We start from the raw sequence: 19,527 nt of genomic DNA, 5'->3' as shown, positions 1-19,527 counted from the left end.
GGTCAAAACTCCCCTTTCAGTGTTTTTTTCAGCATCGCCCGGCCCCGGGCCAGCTGGCTGAGCACGGTGTTCTGGTTCAGCTCCAGCAGCTTTGCGATCTCGGCGGTGGAATAGCCCTGTATGTAGTGCAGGTAGATGACCTGCCGGTACTTCATGGGCAGGTCCCCCACCGCCTTCATCACCTCGCTCTCGGCGGGGGTGAAGGGGATGCTCAAGGTCTCGTCCAGGCCGTCGGTGCGGCTCTGCCACACGCTGCGGAAGTGGCTTTTGCAGCGGTTGATGGTGCAGCGCAGCAGCCAGGCCTGCTGGTGGTCGGGGCCGTCGAAGGCCGGGTCTTTTTTGAGCAGGGTCAAGAACACCTCCTGGGCGATGTCCTCGGCGTCCTGCATGTTCTTCACAAGTCCAAAGGCCGTGCGCAGCACCAGCGGACCGTAGTGCTCCACCGCCTCTTCCGGCGTGAGCACTCTGTCTGCCGCAAGCTTCATGCCCCGCGCCCCCTTCCGTTCTGTATACTTTGTTTCTCCGCCTATTATTGCACAGGCGGGCGAAAAAAGCAAAAAAGGGCCGCCCTGTTTTTTCACAGGACGGCCTTTTGCCGTTGTTTATTTGTGCTTTGCGTCGCCGGGGGCTTCGTCGGTGGCCTCAAACCAGAAGGTGGTGCCTTTGCCCACGGTGCTGTCCACCCCGAAGCGGAAGCCGTGGCCCCGCAGGATGGCCTTGGTGATGGACAGGCCCAGCCCGGTGCCCACCTTGCCCGCGTCGGAGCGGCTGCGGTAGTAGCGGTCGAAGATGTAGGGCAGGTCCTCGGGGGCGATGCCCGCGCCGTGGTCCTCCACCTCCACCCGGGCGCAGCCCTCTTTGGGCACCACCCGCAGGATGAACACGCCGTCCTCGCCCACGTGGTGCATGGCGTTGCCCAGGAGGTTGTGGAGCACCCGCTCCATCATGGCCGGGTCGGCGCTGACCATGGCGGGCTCGTCCGCCTGCAGCTGGAGCCGGCAGCCGTTCTGGGCGCACACCGCCTCGTAGCGCTGGGCCACCTCCTCGCAGAGCTGGCTCATGTCAAAGCGCACCCGCTGGGGCTGCTCGGTGCCGCTGGACACCTTGGACAGCTCCATCACGCTGTTCACAAGGCCCGACAGCCGGTCGGTCTCGTCCACGATGACGTTCAGCTGGTCGGTGCGCTTGGCCGCGTCGTCGCCGGTGAGGTCGCGCACCGTCTCGGCATAGCCCTTGATGAGGGTAAGAGGCGTGCGCAGGTCGTGGCTGACGTTGGCCAGCAGCTCCCGCTGGAGCTGGGCAGAGCGGGAGACCTGGTCCGCCATGTGGTTGAACTCGTCCGCCAGACGGCCTATCTCGTCGGAATGGGGCACCCGCACCCGCACGGAATAGTCGCCGTCGGCCATCTTTTTGGCCGCACCGGACAGTTCGCTCAAAGGCCGGGTGAGCCAGCGGCTGAGCAGCCAGGACACGCCCACCGCCAGCGCCAGCATGCACACGAAGATGGCGGGCATCAGCTGGCCCTGCACCACCGCCGCCTCGCTGACGCGGGTGAGGGTGGTGGAGATGATGACCGAGTAGCTGCCCCACTCGCCGTTTTTGGCCAGCTTGCCCACCACCATCTGCTGGGCGCCGCTGGAGGTGCCCACGATCTGGCGCACCGAGCCGTTCGCCATCACCGCCTGGCGGAAGGCGGTGATGGTGTCGCTGTCCCGCTTGGTGGTGATCTTGCCGCCGAACAGATCGCCCGCCGACTCGTGCAGCAGGCAGGGATAGACGTTCTCGCTGCTGGCCACATGGCGCAGGGTGGAATCGGCGATGTCCACGCAGCAGTTGCGGAAGTCGAGCCGCCCGTCCCGCGCGGCCTCGTCCACGCTGGCCCAGAACTCGTCGTTCTTCACCGCATCGGAAAAGGCGAAGGCCCGGTAGCTCACCGGCGCGTCGCAGCTTTCGATCATGGCCGCCAGCCGGTCCACCTGGGTGTTGAGGTAATTGTAGATGTGCCGGTTGTAGAGCGGCTGCAGCAGCTGGGCGGAGATGAACCACACCAGCCCCAGCACCAGCGCCACCACAACGCAGAACACGATCATCATCTGATAGCGCAGGCTGAAAAAGGCCCCGCGCCCGGCGCGGGCCGCCGCTTTCTTTGCTGTGTTCATTTACTTCACCGCGTCCGGATCGAATTTGTAGCCGATGCCCCACACGGTGACGATGGCGTCCCGATAGCGGCCCAGGTGGCTGCGGAGCATCTTGATGTGGGTGTCCACCGTGCGGTCCTCGCCGAAGTAGTCGTAGTTCCACACCTTTTGCAGGATGCGCTCGCGGCTGAGGGCGATGCCCCGGTTGGTGGCCAGAAACACCAGCAGGTCGAACTCCTTGGGGGTGAGGCTGGCCTCCTGGCCGTCCACCTTCACGCTGTGGCTGGCCTGGTCGATCACCAGCCCGCCAAAGGTGTGGGTGCCGCCCTCGGCCTCAGCCCGGGGCATGGTGCGCCCCAGCACCGCCTTCACCCGGGCCACCAGCTCCCGGGGGCTGAAGGGCTTGACCACATAGTCGTCCGCTCCGCCCTCAAGGCCCGCCAGCTTGTCGTATTCCTCGCCCCGGGCGGTGAGCATGATGACCGGGGTGGTGATCTTGCGGCTGCGCATCTCCTTGAGGCAGGTCATGCCGTCCACAAAGGGCATCATGATGTCCAAAATCACCAGATCCACGTCCCCGCCGGACAGGGCGGCCAGGGCGGCGCCGCCGTCCCCCGCCTCCTCGCAGGAAAAGCCCTCATGCTCCAGATGTGCCCGGATCAGGTCCCGGATGCGGGGCTCGTCGTCCACGATCAGAATTTTTGCCATGCTTTGTGCCTCCCTTGCGGTCTTTTTCTACTCTTTCATCATAGCGGGTGAATGTGGCGAAAGTGTGAAACGGCGGTAAAAAAGCCCCGCTTTTCGTTGACGGTGGCCCGCCGGGGCGGTACAATAAAGCCATCCCTGAAAAGGAGGGTGTGTGGGAAATGATCATCGAATGCCTGCTGGCAGCCGCCGCGCTGGCGCTGCTGGCCCTGTTTCTGCTTTTGCCGGGGCATGCGCCCTTTGCCAAAAAGGCGCCGTTCTCCGGCTGGTGCTACGCCCATCGGGGGCTGCACAGCCCGGACAAGTCGGTGCCGGAAAACAGCCTTGCCGCCTTTGCCGCCGCGGCCGACGCGGGCTACGGCATGGAGCTGGACGTGCAGCTCTCGAAGGACGGCGAAGTGGTGGTGTTCCACGACGACACGCTGGACCGGGTGACCGGGGTGGCCGGCCGGGTGGACGCTTTTGACTGGGCGGAATTGAAGGAGATGCCCCTGTGCGGCACCGGGCATCATATGCCGCTTTTTACCGAGGTGCTGGCCACGGTGGCCGGGCGCACGCCCCTCATCGTGGAGCTGAAAAGCGGCCCCCGGAACAAGGAGCTGTGCCGGAAAACGCTGGCGCTGCTGCGAAGCTACGAGGGCGCTTTCTGCGTGGAGAGCTTTGACCCCACCATCGTGGCGTGGTTCCGCCGCAACGCGCCGGACATCCTGCGGGGCCAGCTGTCGGACAGCTGCGCTTCCTTCCGCAAGGACGGCAGCAGCCTCATCGGCTCCTTTGTGCTGAGCCGGTGCATGGGCAACTTTTTGGCCCGGCCCCAGTTCATCGCCTGGGGCCCGAACCCCAAAAACGCGGCGGTGCGCCTCATCGAGGCCTTCGGCCCCATGAAGGTGTTCTGGACCGCCCGCCCGGGCATGGACCACGCCGCCCTCACCGGCGAGTACGACGGGGTCATCTTTGAGCATTATGCCCCGCCCGCCCGCTATTGATGTGAATGACAAGGAACGCCGCAGCCCCCGGGCCGCGGCGTTTTTATGTGCAGCCGGTCTTTCCGTCCGGGCGGCGGCCCGTCAGGATAAATCTCATCAGCTGTTCCACATCCTCAAAGTCGTCATAGTCGCCGTTCACGCCTTCCCGGTGGTATACCACTCCGTTTTTCTCGTTTTCCTCCAAACGGTCGAGCAGCGCCTGTTCTCCAAAACGTTTGATGAACTGCGTGAACGCATAGGGTTTGATCTTGCCAAGCAGGCCCTTCCTGCAATCTTTTTCGCACTCATAGCAGTGGCTCAGCCCCCTGCTGACCGAACATTTTTTGTTCTCGCACCATTCGTTTTGGGGGCACTCGCCGCCGTCGCAGCCGGCGCATCGAACGTTCTCCGAGCAAAGGCAGCAGGCAAGCCCGCACCGCGCGATGCCAAGTTCCCGTTTCATTGCCCGCCGCCCCTTTCTCCATCTTTTGCCCGGAGATAGCAGCGGTAGAGCCCTTCCAGCAGCAGGTCGGGGGCGAGGGTGGGCTTTGTCTCGCAATAGGGGGCCACAAGGCCCGCCAGCCCGCCGGTGAGGATGAGGCTGGGCGCGCCCTCGGCGGCATCCATCTCGGCGGCCATGCGGCGGAACATGCCGTCCACAAGGCAGGCCGCGCCGTAAATCACGCCGCTCTGCATGCTCTCGGCGGTGGTGGTGCCGATGGCGGGGCCCGGCGGCTCGAAGGCGATGGAGCGCAGGTGGCTGGCCCGGTCCACCAGGGCGTCCAGGCTCAGGGCAACCCCCGGGGCGATGGCCACCCCCAGCACGTCCCCCGCCTTGTTCTGGGCGCAGAAGGTGGTGGCGGTGCCCAGGTCCGCCACGATGGCGGGCATGGGAACGCGGGCCAGCGCCCCCTCGGCCCCGGCCAGCATGTCCGCGCCCACCGGGTCCTTCGTGAGCACCTTGAAGCTGATGTTGGATGTTCCCAGCACCACCGGCTCCTTGCCAGTGACGGAAAAGAGGGCCTGCCGCACCGCGTCGGTGAGGGCGGGCACAACGCTGGACAGCGCGCACCCCTCCCACCGCCCCACGCCGAAGGGGGCCAGCACCTTTGCCAGCGCGGCGGCGCAGCTGCCGGCGGTCCAGCCGCGGTCGGTGGGCGTTTCGGCCGAAAAGGCCGCCTTGCCCTCTTCCCAGCCGGCCATGTTCAGCCGGGTGTTGCCCATATCCACCAAAAGAACCATTCTGTTCCCTCCCGGGTCCTTGTTTGTTTTCAGTATACCCCGTCATCCGCCTTTGCGCAAGAATAAAGCGGCATACGGCGGAATAGGTATAAACAGGAGTTCCCACGACAAACGAGGAGGGTACAAGACATGTTTGTGTTGACATTCGGCAAAAACGGCCTGCGTCGGCTGGGCGCCGTCGCGGTGTGCGGCGTGGCGCTGGCGGGCGCGGTGTTCGCCGTCGGCAGCTTTTTCATGGAGGACGACGCGGCCCCCGCCGCCGCGAACGGCGAGACCGCCCAGGCGGACCCCACCGCCATGAAAATCGAAGGCACCGACGACATCCAGGTCTTCTTCAAGGCCTTCGGGCTGGAGGTGGACCTGGCCACCGCCACGGTGGATAAGGTGAAAATTCCCAAAAGCTGGGACGAGAGCTTTTCCGCCTTCAACACGGTGGTGAAGGAGAGCGGCCTGTCGCTGGAGAAATACAAGAACAAGACGGTGGAAAAGTGGGTGGTGCTGTGCCCCGGGCGCAGCACCGGCGAGAACAAGGTGAGCGGCGTTCTGCTGGTGTATAAGGAGGAGCCGGTGGGCGCTTACCTGCTGGCTTCGCCCAGCGGCGAGGTGACCGGCCTTGTGAGCGCCGCGGCCACCGCCGCGCCCCTGACCGACGAGCAGGCCGCCGAGACCGCCGCCGGCTTCGGCGAGGACGCGGCCTCCACCGCCGCCCCTGCCGCCGACGAGACCGCCGCGGCGAACGCCCCCCTGACCGGGGAGGCCGCCGAGACCGGCGGCGAAATCAGCCTGGAGGACGCGGGCGCCGTGCCCATCGAGTAAAGAACAAGCCCCGGAGCCATGGCGGCTCCGGGGCATTTTGCGCTTTGTTTATTCCGCGTCCCACTGGGCAATTTTGCGGCCCATGAGCACGCCCATGACGCTGGCCATCATCAGGCCGCGGGTCCAGCCGCAGGAGTCGCCCAGGCAGTGCAGGCCCTCCACGTTGGTGACCAGATTTTCGTCCATCTTCACCCGGTTGGAGTAGAACTTCAGTTCAGGGCTGTAGAGCAGGGTCTCGTCGCTGGCGAAGCCGGGCACCACCTGGTCCAGCATCTGGATGAAGGCGATGATGTTGGTCATCGCCCGGTAGGGCATGGCGGCGGTGATGTCGCCGGCCACCGCGTCCACCAGGGTGGGGCGCACGTTGCTCTGGCTCAGCTCCTTCTGCCAGGTGCGCTTGCCGTCCAGGATGTCGCCGTAGCGCTGCACCATGATGTGGCCCGCGCCCAGCATGTTGGTGAGCTCGCCCACCTTCTGGGCGTACTCGATGGGCTGGTTGAAGGGCTCGGTGAAGTTGTGGCTGCACAGGATGGCGAGGTTGGTGTTGTTGCTCTTTTTCTCCTTGTAGCTGTGGCCGTTCACCACCGCCAGGTCGTTGTCGTAGTTCTCCTGGCTGACGAAGCCGCCGGGGTTCTGGCAGAAGGTGCGCACCTTGTTCTTGAAGGGCTTGGGGTAGCCGATGAGCTTGGACTCATACAGCACCTTGTTCACCTTTTCCATCACCTCGCCCCGCACCTCCACCCGCACGCCGATGTCCACGGTGCCGGGCTTGTGGGCGATGCCGTGCTGGGCGCAGCGGCGCTCCAGCCAGTCGGCGCCCCGGCGGCCGGTGGCCACCACGGTGCGGCGGGCCAGAATTTCTTCCTCCGCGCCGCCCTTTGCCGCGCGCACCTTCACGCCGCGGCAGACGCCTCCCTCGATGAGCAGGTCCACGCACTCGGTGTCAAAGCGCATCTCCACGCCCTCGGCCAGCAGATGGTTCTGCAGCGCCAGATACAGGTCCTGGGCCTTCTCGGTGCCCAGGTGGCGGATGGGGCAGTCCACCAGCTTGAGGCCCGCCTTGATGGCGTTCTTGCGGATCTCGCGGATCTCCTCGCCGTCGTAGATGCCCTCCACGTGGGGGTCGGCGCCGAACTCCAGATAGATGCTGTCGGTGTAGTCGATGAGGCTCTGGGCAAACTCCTCACCGATGAGGGTGGGCAGTTCGCCGCCCACCTCATAGCACAGGCTCAGCTTGCCGTCGGAAAAAGCGCCCGCGCCGGAAAAGCCGGTGGTGATGTGGCAGTAGGGCTTGCAGTTCATGCAGCGGCCGGTCTCCGCCTTGGGGCAGTGGCGTTTTTCCACCGGTTTGCCCTTTTCGACGATGACGATCTTCTCTTTTCTGCCTTTGCGCAGAAGCTCCAGCGCGGTGAAAATGCCGGCGGGGCCGGCGCCAACGATCACGAGATCGTACATGGTGAATGACCTCCTGTTCCCTTTCTTGTGCGGGCACGAAAAATCCCCTCTGCCAGCGGACGCCGGCAGGGGGGACTTGCTTTGCCTTATCCCTTTTATTATTAGCACAAAGTAATACTTTTGTCAAGCAGGGAGTTTTTGGAGCCTCACGGCGCATCGAAGGTGATGGTCTGGGCCTGCGCGTCCACCCGGGCGTTCACCCCGAAGGGCAGGATGCACCGGGGCAGGGCGTGGCCAACGCTCACATCCGCCAGGATGGGCAGGGACGGGTCGTCCACCGCCGCCGCCAGCCGCCGGTGGTATTCCTCCCGGTGCACGTTGTCCATGGGGCGGCCGAACAGGATGCCGCTCACCGCCTTGAACACCCCCGCCTGCTTCAAAAAGCCCAGGGCGCGGCTGAATTTTTCCGGGCTCATCTGCTCCTCGCTGGTCTCCAGCAGCAGGATGCGGCCCTGCCAGTCCGCCGCGCCGGGGAACAGGCCGTATTTTTGGCAGAGGGCGGGCATGTCGGCGTAGCGTTCGCCGTCGAAAAAGTCGTGGATGGTGTCCAGGCAGCCGCCCAGGATCTTGCCGCTGAACACCGGCGGCCCCTGCAGCAGCTTCCAGCCTTCGGCGGGGTGGGCGGGCAGCGGAGTGCCCAGGCACGCGGGGCTGTAATCGGTGCGGCCCTCGTACCACACCTCGCTGGGCTCCACCTGCCGGATGGTCCCGGTGCGCAGCAGCTCCTCAAAATACCGCCGGGTGTAGGGCAGCATCTCTTTGTCCATCTCGCACACGTCCGACAAAAAGGACTGGCCGTAAAAGGTGGGCAGGCCGACTTTGTGCAGCATGAAGTGGTTGACGGTGGAGTCGGAAAAGCCAAGAAAGGGTTTTTCACAAGCAGCATTTTCCAGCCGGCCTTCGTCGAAGAGGTACGGCAGCAGCCGGTAGGTGTCGTCGCCGCCGATGGCGCAGAGGATGAGGTCTATCTCCAGGTCCCGGAAGGCCTCCAGCAGGTCGGCGGCCCGCGCTTCCGGGTGGGCCTTCAGATAGTCGATGCCTTTCAGGGCGTGGGGCAGGAACCTGACCTTGAGGCCATAGTGTTCCAGCCGGCGCACCCCCAGCTCCAGTTCATGGCGGACAAAGTCCTCCCCCAGCGTGCCGGCGGACAGACTGACCACGCCCACGGTCTTTATCACGGTGCATCCCCCATTTTCATAAAATCATTCCCCGCCGCGTTCGCGGCGGGGAACGGTGTGGTTTCAGCCTTGCGCCGCCCGCATGATAAGGTCCGCGCAGACCTCGTCGCCCAAGGCGGTGTTGAGGCACAGGTCGTAGTGCCCGGCCTCGCCCCAGCGGTATTCGCTGTAAAAGTTATAGTAGGCGGCGCGGCGGCGGTCCTCCTTTTCCAGCAGGGCGTTCGCGGTGCGCTCGTCGGCGTCGGCGGGCACAGCCCCCTCCGCCTGGGCACGGCGGCGGCGGAACTCCAGCGGCGCGTGGAGAAAGACCCGCAGCACGTCGGTGCGGCCCCGCAGCACATAGTCGCCGCATCGGCCCACGATGACGCAGGGGCCCTTGTCCGCCAGGCCCCGGATGATCTGGGACTGGACCACGAACACCTGGTCGCTCAGGGGCAGGTCGCTGCCCATGGTGTAGAGGTTGTAGAGCAGGCTGCCGCTGGGGCGCTTTTCGCCGGCGGCGATGGCCTGTTCCGACAGGCCGCTCTCCTTGGCGGCCAGGGTGATGAGCTCCTTGTCGTACATGGGCCCGCCCAGCCGCCGGGCCACCTCGCGGGCGATGTCCAGCCCGCCGGTGCAGAATTCCCGTCCGATGGTGATGACGCTGTATTTCATGGTCTTACCCCCTTTAAATGCTGTGTCCGTTCCGGCCTCAGCCCGGCAGATGCACGTCGCCCACCAGGGTGCAGCCGCTGGGGTCGATGGCATAGACGGTGATGCGGCCCTTGCCGCCGAACAATTCCGGCGGCAGCTGCACGCCGCCCTGGGCCGTGGGCTTCAAAAAGCGGAAGGTCTTGTGGGCGGTGGTGGCGTGCACGGCGCCGTCCGCCACGGCGCAGGCCAGCGTGCCGGCAAAATCCTCCGGCAGGGGCAGGTCCGCGCCGTTCTCGTCCTGGAACATGTAGGCGCCCACCTGCTCCAGCGCCCGCAGCCGGGCGTGGCGGCGGTGGGGGCAGCCCTCGCCCCGGCCCTTCTGCCGCCCGGTGATGACCAGCGCCAGCCCCTGATAGGCCTTCCAGAAAGCGTCCAGCGGGTAGGAGCGCTCGGCCTCCGCGTCGGTGGGGGCGAGGCTGTCGTTCACCAGCGCAAAGGCCCCCTCCGTCCCGGTCTCAAAGCCCCGCAGGGCCATCATCTGAGCCTCCACGTCGGCAAAGGCCCCGGGCAGGTACGCCTTGCCGGTGGCCTCCGCCTGCTCCTCGCTGGCGGCGTAGCGCATGAACACGCCCACCGAGTCGCCCTGCTTGACGCACTGCCACAGCCGCTCCGGGTCCAGATAGGCAAGATACGCCCGGTAGCCGTAGCAGCCGGCCAGCGCCGCCGCAAAGGAAAAGTTGCGGGTGCCCATGTCCGCGTCGCCGTGGTCCATCATGGACTGGCCCAGCTCCTCGGGCAGCACGTCCTGGCCCCAGCGGTTCAGCAGGCCCGCCAGGGTGACGGGGGTGCTCATGCCGTCCCGCAGGGAGGGGTCCCGCAGCTTCTGGCTGTATGCGGGCAGGTGCAGGGCCCGGCTGTAGAGGGCGGGAGGCTCGGCCTGTCCGTCCACCGGGCGCACGCTGGCGGCCAGCAGCCACACCCGGGGGGTGAGGCGCTCGTCGTCGGTGTAAAGATAGATGCGCAGCTGGGCCTGCACGGCGCGGCCCTTGCCCACGTGCAGCACGTTGTGCCACATGAACACCGGGTCCTCTTCGCTGCCGGTGACGCTGGCCCGCTTGATGTAGGGGCTCCACTTGCCGAAGCTGAGCCAGCCGCTCCACTCTTCGCCCACCCGCACCCGGGCCTGGGCTTCCACCACGGTGCCCGGCGGTGTGTCGGCGTTCCAGCTCATCACCAGCCGGTCAAAGGCGGGCAGGTTCACCGGCTGGGAGGTGAAGCACCCGTAGAGCACATGGCGGCCCGCCACCTGCTCCAGGCACACGCCGTCCTCGGTGAGGGCCACGTTGTCCAGCTCGCCCCGGGTGAAGGCGTTGGTGTCGCTGAGGATGTAAAGGTTCTTCGCGTTCTGCATATCGCTCGTCCCCCGCTGCCGCCCGGGGCCCTTTGCGGGGGCCGGAGCGGCGTTCAGTGTTTGGCTTTATGGTATCCCATTTTGGGGCGCACTGTCAAGCGCGGCAAAGAGGCGTTCGGGCGCGCGGCGGGGGCGTTTCGACCCTGTCCGGCGCCAAAAAGCAAAATACCGCTTGTACATTTGCCGCTGAACTCGTATACTATAATCAGTTTTGCGCCCACGGGCCGCAAACAGACCAAAACCCAGAATAAAGGTGTGTGCCATGAAGATCATTATTGCCGGCGACGGCAAGGTGGGCCTTGCCCTGACGCGGCAGCTGCTGCACGAGGGCCACGAGGTCACCATCGTGGATTCCAACCCCGTTGTGCTGCAGGCCAACATGTACCAGTACGACGTGATGGCGGTGCAGGGAAACGCCGCCACCATGGAGGCGCTGCGCCAGGCGCAGGTGGAAAAGGCGGACCTGCTCATCGCGGCCACCAGCGCCGACGAGATCAACCTGCTGTGCTGCCTGACGGCCAAAAAGATGAACAGCCGCCTGCACACCATCGCCCGGGTGCGCAACCCGGACTACACCGAACAGCTCTTCTTCATGCGGGAGGAGCTGGGCCTTTCCATGACCATCAACCCGGAGCTTTCGGCGGCGCGGGAGATCTTCCATCTGCTGCAGTTCCCCAGCTTTTTGCACCGGGACAGCTTTGCCAAGGGCCGGGTGGAGATCGTGGGCCTGCGGGTGGACGAGGGCAGCCGGCTGGAGGGCGTGGCGCTGCACCAGCTTTACAAGATCGCCCAGGTGAAGGTGCTGGTCTGCGCCGCGCTGCGCGCCGGTCAGGTGGTCATCCCCGACGGCAGCTTCGAGCTGAAAAAGGACGACCGCATCTTCGTCACCGCCCGGGCGGTGAACCTGGCCCAGCTCATCAAGAACCTGGGCATCGCCAAACAGAAGGTCCGCCGGGTGATGCTGGTGGGCGGCGGCCACATCAGCTTTTATCTGGCCCAGCGCCTGCTGGACGCCCATCTGAGCGTGAAGATCATCGAGCAGAACCCCACCCGCGCCCGCTTTCTGGCGGAGAACCTGCCCGGCGCGGCGGTGGTGCTGGGGGACGGCTCCTCCCAGAGCTTTCTGGAGAGCGAGGGCCTGGGCGAGGCCGACGCCCTGGTCAGCCTGACGGGCATCGACGAGGAGAACATCGTGCTGAGCATGTACGCCCACAGCCAGGGGGTGCCCAAGGTGGTGACCAAGGTCAACCGCCTGGAGTACAACCGGATGTTCGAGGCGCTGGACATCGGCAGCATCGTGAGCCCCAAGGACCTGTGCAGCGCGCTCATCGCCCGCTATGTGCGGGGCATGCAGAACAAGACCGGCAAGATCCTGGCGCTGCACCTCATCGCCGAGGGCAACGCCGCCGCCATGGAGTTCCGGGTGGATGAACACACCCATCACCGGGGCGTGCCCCTGAAGGACGTGCCCCTGCGCCGGGGCATCCTTATCTCCTGCATCAGCCGGGGCGCCGACACCATCATCCCGGACGGCACCTCCAGCTTTGACGTGGGCGACACGGTGGTGGCGGTGAGCACGCTGGACGCCCCCGTGATGCAGCTGAACGATCTGTTCGTGTGACGGGCGCGCGCCCGCCGTCGGGAATTTGTGAAGAGGAAGTGCGGACTTGAATTTTCGAGCGATCAACCATACCATCGGGTCCATCATCCTTCTGGAGATGGCCTTCATGCTGCCCAGCCTTGTGTGGTGCTGGGTGGACCGGGACGGGCGCTCCGCCCTCGCCTTCGGCGCGTCGCTGCTCATCATGGGCGTGTGCGCCGGGCTGTTTCTGCTGGTGGGCCGCCGGGCCAAGGGCAGCATCTTCGCCCCCGAGGGCTTTGTGACGGTGGCCATGTGCTGGATCGTGCTGTCGCTGCTGGGCTGCCTGCCCTTTTACATCAGCGGCCAGATCCCCAGCTACATCGACGCTTTGTTCGAGGTGGTGAGCGGCTTCACCACCACCGGCGCCTCCATCCTGGCGGACCCTGCCGAGATGAGCCGGGGCCTTCTGTTCTGGCGCAGCGCCACCCACTGGCTGGGCGGCATGGGCATTCTGGTGTTCATGCTGGCCATCCTGCCCGCGCGGCAGGGCGGCGCGCTGCACCTGATGCAGGCGGAGAGCCCGGGGCCCACGGTGAGCAAGCTCACCCCCCGGCTGCGCCAGACCAGCAAGATCCTCTACGCCATCTATCTGGCGCTCACCCTGGCCTGCATCCTGTTTTTGCTGGCGGGGGGCATGTCCCTGTTCGACAGCCTGTGCACCGCCTTCGGCACCGCCGGCACCGGCGGCTTTGGCATCAAGGCGGACAGCATGGCAAGCTACAGCCCCTATCTGCAATGGGTGGTCACCGTGTTCATGGCCCTGTTCGGGGTGAACTTCTCGGTGTATTACCTGCTGCTTCTGCGCAAGGTGGGCCTTGCGGTGAAGGACGAGGAGGTGCGGCTTTATTTCCTCATCCTGCTGGTCGCCGGCGCGCTCATCGCCTGGGACATCCGGGACCTCATCCCCGATTTTTCCGAGCGCATCCGCCACGCCTATTTCCAGGTGAGCAGCATCATGACCACCACCGGCTTTTCCACGGTGGATTTTGACGTTTGGCCCGCCTTTTCCAAGGCCATCCTGCTCTGCCTGATGGCGGTGGGCGCCTGCGCGGGGTCCACCGGCGGCGGCCTGAAGGTGATCCGCCTTTCCCTCATGCTGAAAAGCCTGCGCCGCGCCATGCGCCGGACCCTGCGCCCCAACAGCGTGCAGCTGGTGCGGGTGAACGGCAAGGTGGTGGAGGACGATGTGCTCCACAACGTGAGCGCCTATCTGGTGGCCTATGTGCTCATCCTCTTCGGCAGCTTCGTGGTCGTCTCGCTGGACGAGCTCAGCCTGGAGAGCAACATCTCCGCCGTGTTCTCCTGCTTCAACAACATCGGCCCCGGCTTCGACGCGGTGGGCCCCATGGTGAACTACGACTGCTACAGCGACCTGTCCAAGCTGGTGCTGACGCTGGACATGCTGCTGGGCCGCCTGGAAATTTTCCCCCTGCTGGCGCTGTTCAGCCGCCACAGCTGGAGCCGCCGGCTGTGACCTTTGGCCCTGCGCCGGGGCGGCCTTTTCGCTAACTGTAACTTTTCCGGGCCTCGGGCGGTCCTTCTGCCCTCTGCGGCCTCCGCCCTTGCGCCGGGCGGCCTTTCCACCTGCTGTGACTTTTGACGGGTGACACGTCCGTGGGCTGTGCCTTTTGGCCTCGCACCGGGCGGCCCGTCCGTGGGCTGTACCTTTTGGCCCCGTGCCGGGCGGGCGGCCCGCAGGCTTTTTCCCCGCGGCGTGTTCCTTTGCGCCGTATCCGCGGCAAACAAAAAACCCCTGCCACACGGCAGGGGTTTTACTTTTTGGATATTTTTTTAAAATATTCCGATTTGTTCAGGCCGAAGGCTCGTCCTTGCGGATGCGCAGGCCCTTGAGGCCGTCGTCCTCCTTGACGCCCAGGGCGCGGGTGAGCATGCCCAGCACCCCCGCCGCCAGCGCCGCGCCGCCAAAGACGGCCAGCACCTGGGCCCAGCGGCCGGTGAGAGCGTCCAGCAGGGCGGTGAGACGTTCCAGGTCCATGGGTCTGTTCCTCCTTTGCCGCTCAGCGGCGGGCGGCCACGCTCTGGCGCACCTGCGCCCGCTTGAGCTTGGCGGTGGCCAGCTCCCGGTCGCGGGCGGAAAGGTCCGCCTGCTCCAGCTGGCGCTTTGCGTCCGCCTCGGACTTTTCGGCCCGGGCGGCGTCGATGTCCTCGGCCCACTCGAAGGTGTTGGCCATCAGGCGCACCCTGCCCCCGGCCACCGACAGCATGCCGCCGATGCAGGCGGCGCGGCGCACCGTGCCGTCCTCGGCGGTGACCCGGGCCTCGCCCATGCCCACCGCGGTGAGATAATCGCAGTGGCGGGCCAGGATGGCCACGTCGCCGGTGATGGTGCGGCAGAAGAGCTTTTGGGCCATGCCGTCATAGGCCTGGCCGCCGGGGGTCACGATCTGCAGCGGAAAACTGGTCATGCCGTTTCACCTTTCTTTGCCTGGGCGACCACCTCGTCGATGGTGCCCTTGAACAGGAACGCCGACTCGGGCAGGTCGTCGTGTTTGCCTTCCAGGATCTCCTTGAAGCCGCGGATGGTCTCCTTCAGAGGCACATACCGCCCCTCCATGCCGGTGAACTGCTCGGCCACGGTGAAGGGCTGGCTGAGGAAGCGCTGGATCTTGCGGGCGCGGTTGACGGTGATCTTGTCCTCTTCGCTCAGCTCGTCCATGCCCATGATGGCGATGATGTCCTGCAGCTCCTTGTAGCGCTGCAGCACCTGCTGCACGCCGCGGGCCACCTCATAGTGCTCCTGGCCCACCACGTCGGGGGAGAGGATGCGGCTGGTGGAATCCAGCGGGTCCACAGCCGGGTAGATGCCCAGGCTGGAGATGGCACGGGACAGAACGGTGGTGGCGTCCAGATGGGCGAAGGTGGTGGCGGGGGCGGGGTCGGTCAGGTCGTCCGCCGGCACGTACACCGCCTGCACGCTGGTGATGGAGCCCTCTTTGGTAGAGGTGATGCGCTCCTGCAGCGCGCCCATCTCGGTGGCGAGGGTGGGCTGATAGCCCACGGCGCTGGGCATGCGGCCCAGCAGCGCCGACACCTCGCTGCCGGCCTGGGTGAAGCGGAAGATGTTGTCGATGAAGAGCAGCACGTCCTGGTGCTCCTTGTCGCGGAAGTACTCGGCCATGGTCAGGCCGGACAGGCCCACCCGCATACGGGCTCCCGGCGGCTCGTTCATCTGGCCGTAGACCAGGGCGGTCTTGTTGATAACGCCCGACTCCTTCATCTCGTTGTAAAGGTCGTTGCCCTCGCGGGTGCGCTCGCCCACGCCGGTGAACACCGACAGGCCGCCGTGCTGCTTGGCAACGTTGTTGATGAGCTCCATGATGAGCACGGTCTTGCCCACGCCGGCGCCGCCGAACAGGCCGATCTTGCCGCCCTTGGCGTAGGGGCAGATCAGGTCCACGACCTTGATGCCGGTCTCCAGGATCTCGGTGGTGTTCTGCTGTTCCTCATAGCTGGGGGGATCGCGGTGGATGGGCCAGCGCTCCGCGGTCTCGGGGGCGGGCAGGTTATCCACCGGCTCGCCCAGCAGGTTGAAGATGCGGCCCAGGCACTCGCGGCCCACAGGCACGCTGATGGGGCCGCCGGTGTCCACAGCTTTGGCGCCGCGCACCAGGCCGTCGGTGCTGCTCATGGCGATGCAGCGCACCACATTGTCGCCAATGTGCTGCGAGACCTCCACGATCAGGCTCTTGTCGCCGTTCTCCACCCGGATGGCGTTGAGCAGGCTGGGCAGCTGACCGTCGGGGAATTTGATATCCAGCACCGGGCCGATGACCTGCACCACGGTGCCCTCGTATTGATTCGGCATGGACATTTCTCCTTTTTTCGGCGTGTGCCACGGGCTTTTCAGCCCTCGGCGCCCGCCACGATCTCGGTGATTTCCTGGGTGATGGCCGCCTGCCGGGCCCGGTTGTAGTGCAGGCTCAGGTTCTCGATCATCTCGCCGGCGTTCTTGCTGGCGGCGTCCATGGCGGTGCGGCGGGCGCCCAGCTCGCTGGCCACCGACTCGCACAAAGCCCCCCAGATGAGGCCCGCCAGATACTCCGGCACGATGGCGTTATAGACCGTCTCGCAGTCCGGCTCGTAGAGGGTAGTCTGGCGGGGGCCGGTTCCCCGTTCCGCCTGCCGGTAGTTCAGCGGCAGCAGCTTCAGGGTGGCGGGCTGCTGGCTGAGCATGGAGACGAAATTGGTGTAGGCCAGGATGATCTCGTCAAATTCGCCGCTCACGAACCCCTTGGCCAGGGTGCGGGCGATGTCGTAACAGCCGCTCATCTCCACATCCGCGGCCACGGCGTAGCGGTCGGTGACCACGGGCACGCCCCGGCGGCGGTAGTGTTCCAGCGCCTTCTTGCCGATGGGCAGAACGCACCAGTCCTTGCCCTCGGCGTGGGCGGCCACCGCCTTGAGGATGTTGGCGTTGTAGCCGCCGGCAAGGCCCCGGTCGCCGGCGATGACCACATAGCAGCTCTTCTTCACCGGGCGCTGGGCCATGTAGGGCGAGCGGAACTCGTCGTTGGAATAAGCGATGTCATCCAGAGCCGCATGGAGCACGTCAAAGTAGGGGCGGCTGTGTTCCACCCGCTCCTTGGCGCGGCGCAGCTTGGAAGAGGCCACCAGCTCCATGGCCTTGGTGATCTGCATGGTGCCTTCCACGCTTTTGATGCGCAGTTTGATGTCCTTCATGGACGCGCCTGCCATACGCTCTGCCTCCTCACTTCGCCCGGGTGTTCAAAAACTGCCGGGTGTAATCGTCCAGCGCCGCGGCGAGGGCCTTCTCGGTGTCCTCTTCCAGCTTGCCGGTGGTGCGGATGGCGGAAAGGACCTCGGCGCCGTGGGCGTCCATGTACTCGTACAGGCCCTTCTCGTACTCCTTCACGTCCTCCACGGCCACCTCTTTCAGGTAGTCCTTGGTGACGGCGTAGAGGATGCAGACCTGCTTTTCCACCGGGATGGGGGAGTTGCGGTCCTGCTTGAGCACGGCCACGATGCGCTCGCCCTGGGCCAGACGCGCCTTGGTGTCGGCGTCCAGGTCGGAGCCGAACTGGGCGAAGCTCTGCAGCTCGCGGTACTGGCTGTAGATGAGCTTCAGGCTGCCCGCCACCTTCTTCATCGCCTTGATCTGGGCGTTGCCGCCCACGCGGGACACCGAGATGCCCGGGTTCACCGCGGGCATGACGCCGCTGTGGAACAGCTCGCTCTCCAGGAAGATCTGGCCGTCGGTGATGGAGATGACGTTGGTGGGGATGTAGGCGGAAACGTCGCCCGCCTGGGTCTCGATGATGGGCAGGGCGGTCAGGCTGCCGCCGCCGTACTCGGGGGCGATGCGGGCCGCGCGCTCCAAAAGGCGGCTGTGCAGATAGAACACGTCGCCGGGGTAGGCCTCACGTCCCGGGGGACGGCGGATGAGCAGGCTGAGGGCGCGGTAAGCCACGGCGTGCTTGGAGAGGTCGTCGTAAATGACCAGCACGTCCCGCCCTTGAGCCATGAAGTATTCGCCCATGGCACAGCCCGCGTAGGGGGCGATGTACTGCAACGGCGACAGTTCGCTGGCGGAGGCGGACACCACGATGGTGTAGTCCATGGCGCCGTTTTCCTCCAGCGTGTTCACCAGCTGGGCCACGGTGCTCTGCTTCTGGCCGATGGCCACATAGATGCAGATGACGCCGGTGCCCTTCTGGTTGATGATGGTGTCGGTGGCGATGACCGTCTTACCGGTCTGGCGGTCGCCGATGATGAGCTCGCGCTGGCCGCGGCCGATGGGGATCATCGAGTCGATGGCCTTGATGCCGGTCTGCAGAGGCACCGAAACGCTCTGGCGCTCGATGATGCCCGGCGCGGGGGATTCGATGGGCCGGTACTCCTTGGCCTCGATGGGGCCCTTGCCGTCGATGGGCTGGCCCAGGGCGTTCACCACGCGGCCGATCATGGCCTCGCCCACGGGCACGCTGACCACGCGCCCGGTGCGCTTGACCACGCTGCCCTCCTTGATGCCCTCCTCATCGCCCAAAAGCACGATGGAGACGCTGTTCTCCTCCAGGTTCTGGGCCATGCCGTAGGCGCCGTTTTCAAACTCCACCAGCTCGCCGCTCATGCATTTTTCCAGACCCACCGCCCGGGCGATGCCGTCGCCCACCAGGATCACGGTGCCGGTCTCGCTCTGCTCGATGACGTTCTGGTAGTGCTTGATCTGCGCCTTGATGATCCGGGTGATCTCTTCGGGTTTCAATTGCATTCTTTCACCTTCTCCGATTACAATGTGGCTGCCAGCAGGCGGCGCACCTCATCCAGCCGGTTCTTCACCGTGCCGTCCAGTTGGGTGCCCTCCACCTCCAGCCGCACGCCGCCCAGGCACCCGGGCTGCACCCGGGCGGTGAGGGCGATGGTCTTGCCGGTGAGCGCCTCCAGCTTTTTCTTCAGCGCTTCGGTCTGCGCTTCGCTCATGGGCACCGCGGTCACCGCCGTGGCCTCCAGGATGCCGTGGGCGGCGTTGTAACGGGCCCGGTATTCCTTGAGGCAGTCCGGCAGGGTGCGGATGGCGCCCTTTTCGCAAAGCAGCTTGAGAAAATTCAGAAGATACGGCTCCGCCTGCCCGCCAAAGGCCTCGTCCAGCGCAGCGCAGCGCTCGGCCTTGGGCACGCTGGGCATCGCCAGCAGTTTTTCATAGGCGGGGTTCTCGGCCAGCAGCCGGCGCACTTCCGTCAGCTGCTCCAGGATGACCTCCTCCAGCCCCTCCTCGGCGGCCAGCTCGTAGAGAGCGCCGCCGTACTCGGCGCCCGCGGCGGTCATGACGCGTCACCCACGTTTTCGATGAAGCTGTCGATCAGGGCCTTGTGGTCGGCCTCGCTGATCTCCCGCTCCACCACCTTGCTGGCAATGGCCATGGCCATGCCGCCGATCTCGTCCTTGGCGTCGTTCAAAGCCTTCTTGCGGGCCTGCTCGATCTCCGCCTCGGCCTTCTGCTTCATCTGGGCGGCCTGGGCGCGGGCGGCGGCAAGGGTCTCCTCGCTGCGGGCCGCGGCGGTCTTGTCCGCCTGGGCCAGCATGTCGGCCACTTCCTGTTTGGCCGTGGCCAGATGGCTCTCATACTCGGCCTTTTCGGCCTCGGCGGTCTCCTTGGCCTTGCGGGCGTCGTCCAGCATGGCGTCGGCCCGGGCCTGGCGCTCGTCCAGCACCTTCTGCACCCGCTCGAACAGCAGCTTCTTGACGATCAGCGTGAGGATCAGCAGGTTGCCCAGCATCATGACCATGTGCCAGGGCGTTATGGTGACCAGATCTTTAAATTGTTCCAATGGTCATTCCCCTTTCCTGCGGCTTATCGGGGCCT

20 protein-coding genes are annotated in these 19,527 nt (G+C 65.6%); 4 read left to right on the top strand and 16 right to left on the bottom strand.

Annotated features, from left to right (window positions below; all coding sequences use genetic code 11):
* Window positions 1-2 precede the first annotated feature (2 nt).
* From ACMI1Q_RS01455 to ACMI1Q_RS01445, 3 genes are all read right to left on the bottom strand, one after another.
* Complete coding sequence (locus ACMI1Q_RS01455) at window positions 3-485, bottom strand: sigma-70 family RNA polymerase sigma factor (protein WP_177522404.1); 483 nt, start codon at window positions 483-485, stop codon at window positions 3-5.
* A gap of 117 nt (window positions 486-602) precedes the next feature.
* The gene (locus ACMI1Q_RS01450) at window positions 603-2,159 is read right to left on the bottom strand and encodes a HAMP domain-containing sensor histidine kinase (RefSeq protein ID WP_419502549.1); all 1,557 of its coding nucleotides are present in this window, start codon (window positions 2,157-2,159) and stop codon (window positions 603-605) included.
* Entirely contained in the window at window positions 2,160-2,846 is a 687-nt protein-coding gene (locus ACMI1Q_RS01445; RefSeq protein ID WP_177522402.1) for a response regulator transcription factor, read from the bottom strand.
* A 158-nt stretch (window positions 2,847-3,004) separates the two neighbouring features.
* Between ACMI1Q_RS01445 and ACMI1Q_RS01440 the strand changes: the two genes are divergently transcribed.
* Window positions 3,005-3,829: a glycerophosphodiester phosphodiesterase family protein gene (locus ACMI1Q_RS01440; RefSeq protein ID WP_419502548.1), complete on the top strand. Its 825-nt coding sequence runs from the start codon at window positions 3,005-3,007 to the stop codon at window positions 3,827-3,829.
* A 43-nt stretch (window positions 3,830-3,872) separates the two neighbouring features.
* On the opposite strand, the gene ACMI1Q_RS01435 is transcribed toward ACMI1Q_RS01440, so the two are convergent.
* Both ACMI1Q_RS01435 and ACMI1Q_RS01430 read right to left on the bottom strand, forming a co-directional pair.
* A complete protein-coding gene (locus tag ACMI1Q_RS01435) occupies window positions 3,873-4,271 on the bottom strand; it encodes a DUF3795 domain-containing protein (RefSeq protein WP_330057741.1) in 399 nt (132 codons plus the stop codon).
* The gene (locus ACMI1Q_RS01430; protein WP_330057739.1) at window positions 4,268-5,050 is read right to left on the bottom strand and encodes a type III pantothenate kinase; all 783 of its coding nucleotides are present in this window, start codon (window positions 5,048-5,050) and stop codon (window positions 4,268-4,270) included. Before ACMI1Q_RS01430 ends, ACMI1Q_RS01435 begins: the two co-directional genes overlap by 4 nt.
* Window positions 5,051-5,179: 129 nt before the next feature.
* Here ACMI1Q_RS01430 and ACMI1Q_RS01425 point away from each other — a divergent pair, with 129 nt between their 5' ends.
* Window positions 5,180-5,866: a DUF4830 domain-containing protein gene (locus ACMI1Q_RS01425; protein WP_419502547.1), complete on the top strand. Its 687-nt coding sequence runs from the start codon at window positions 5,180-5,182 to the stop codon at window positions 5,864-5,866.
* A gap of 48 nt (window positions 5,867-5,914) precedes the next feature.
* Here ACMI1Q_RS01425 and ACMI1Q_RS01420 read toward each other — a convergent pair whose 3' ends face one another.
* From ACMI1Q_RS01420 to ACMI1Q_RS01405, 4 genes are all read right to left on the bottom strand, one after another.
* Complete coding sequence (locus tag ACMI1Q_RS01420; protein WP_419502546.1) at window positions 5,915-7,321, bottom strand: NAD(P)/FAD-dependent oxidoreductase; 1,407 nt, start codon at window positions 7,319-7,321, stop codon at window positions 5,915-5,917.
* Between the two features lie 146 nt (window positions 7,322-7,467).
* Window positions 7,468-8,499, bottom strand: coding sequence for a S66 family peptidase (locus tag ACMI1Q_RS01415; RefSeq protein ID WP_419502545.1), 1,032 nt, complete (start codon window positions 8,497-8,499; stop codon window positions 7,468-7,470).
* Window positions 8,500-8,562: 63 nt separating this feature from the next.
* Window positions 8,563-9,153 carry an AAA family ATPase gene (locus ACMI1Q_RS01410; RefSeq protein ID WP_419502544.1) on the bottom strand — a complete coding sequence of 197 codons (591 nt, stop codon included), beginning with the start codon at window positions 9,151-9,153 and terminating at the stop codon, window positions 8,563-8,565.
* A 37-nt stretch (window positions 9,154-9,190) separates the two neighbouring features.
* Window positions 9,191-10,543, bottom strand: coding sequence for a hypothetical protein (locus ACMI1Q_RS01405; RefSeq protein WP_419502543.1), 1,353 nt, complete (start codon window positions 10,541-10,543; stop codon window positions 9,191-9,193).
* A gap of 262 nt (window positions 10,544-10,805) precedes the next feature.
* Between ACMI1Q_RS01405 and trkA the strand changes: the two genes are divergently transcribed.
* On the top strand, window positions 10,806-12,164 hold the full coding sequence (trkA, locus tag ACMI1Q_RS01400; protein ID WP_419502542.1) for a Trk system potassium transporter TrkA: 1,359 nt from the start codon (window positions 10,806-10,808) through the stop codon (window positions 12,162-12,164).
* A 46-nt stretch (window positions 12,165-12,210) separates the two neighbouring features.
* Window positions 12,211-13,659 (top strand): TrkH family potassium uptake protein, encoded by a 1,449-nt coding sequence (locus ACMI1Q_RS01395; protein WP_419502541.1) that lies wholly within the window; start codon window positions 12,211-12,213, stop codon window positions 13,657-13,659.
* A gap of 336 nt (window positions 13,660-13,995) precedes the next feature.
* Here ACMI1Q_RS01395 and ACMI1Q_RS01390 read toward each other — a convergent pair whose 3' ends face one another.
* From ACMI1Q_RS01390 to atpF, 7 genes are read right to left on the bottom strand one after another with little or no spacing between them, the layout of a single operon-like run.
* On the bottom strand, window positions 13,996-14,181 hold the full coding sequence (locus ACMI1Q_RS01390) for a hypothetical protein (RefSeq protein ID WP_419502540.1): 186 nt from the start codon (window positions 14,179-14,181) through the stop codon (window positions 13,996-13,998).
* A gap of 22 nt (window positions 14,182-14,203) precedes the next feature.
* On the bottom strand, window positions 14,204-14,611 hold the full coding sequence (gene atpC, locus ACMI1Q_RS01385) for an ATP synthase F1 subunit epsilon (RefSeq protein WP_330057723.1): 408 nt from the start codon (window positions 14,609-14,611) through the stop codon (window positions 14,204-14,206).
* On the bottom strand, window positions 14,608-16,011 hold the full coding sequence (atpD, locus tag ACMI1Q_RS01380) for a F0F1 ATP synthase subunit beta (protein WP_394979766.1): 1,404 nt from the start codon (window positions 16,009-16,011) through the stop codon (window positions 14,608-14,610). The genes atpC and atpD overlap by 4 nt, the downstream gene beginning before the upstream one ends.
* A 38-nt stretch (window positions 16,012-16,049) precedes the next feature.
* On the bottom strand, window positions 16,050-16,901 hold the full coding sequence (atpG, locus tag ACMI1Q_RS01375) for an ATP synthase F1 subunit gamma (protein WP_177522701.1): 852 nt from the start codon (window positions 16,899-16,901) through the stop codon (window positions 16,050-16,052).
* A 13-nt stretch (window positions 16,902-16,914) separates the two neighbouring features.
* Window positions 16,915-18,435 (bottom strand): F0F1 ATP synthase subunit alpha, encoded by a 1,521-nt coding sequence (atpA, locus tag ACMI1Q_RS01370; RefSeq protein ID WP_419502539.1) that lies wholly within the window; start codon window positions 18,433-18,435, stop codon window positions 16,915-16,917.
* Between the two features lie 17 nt (window positions 18,436-18,452).
* Window positions 18,453-18,989 (bottom strand): ATP synthase F1 subunit delta, encoded by a 537-nt coding sequence (gene atpH, locus ACMI1Q_RS01365; RefSeq protein ID WP_418441313.1) that lies wholly within the window; start codon window positions 18,987-18,989, stop codon window positions 18,453-18,455.
* Window positions 18,986-19,492 carry a F0F1 ATP synthase subunit B gene (gene atpF, locus ACMI1Q_RS01360; protein ID WP_394979771.1) on the bottom strand — a complete coding sequence of 169 codons (507 nt, stop codon included), beginning with the start codon at window positions 19,490-19,492 and terminating at the stop codon, window positions 18,986-18,988. Before atpF ends, atpH begins: the two co-directional genes overlap by 4 nt.
* Window positions 19,493-19,527: the final 35 nt, after the last annotated feature.

It is taken from the genome of Candidatus Allofournierella excrementavium, assembly GCF_048526665.1.
Taxonomy (GTDB): Bacteria; Bacillota; Clostridia; order Oscillospirales; family Ruminococcaceae; genus Allofournierella_A; species Allofournierella_A excrementavium.
Note: the sequence above shows the minus strand (reverse complement) of the source record. Positions and strands in the feature narration are given on the sequence as shown.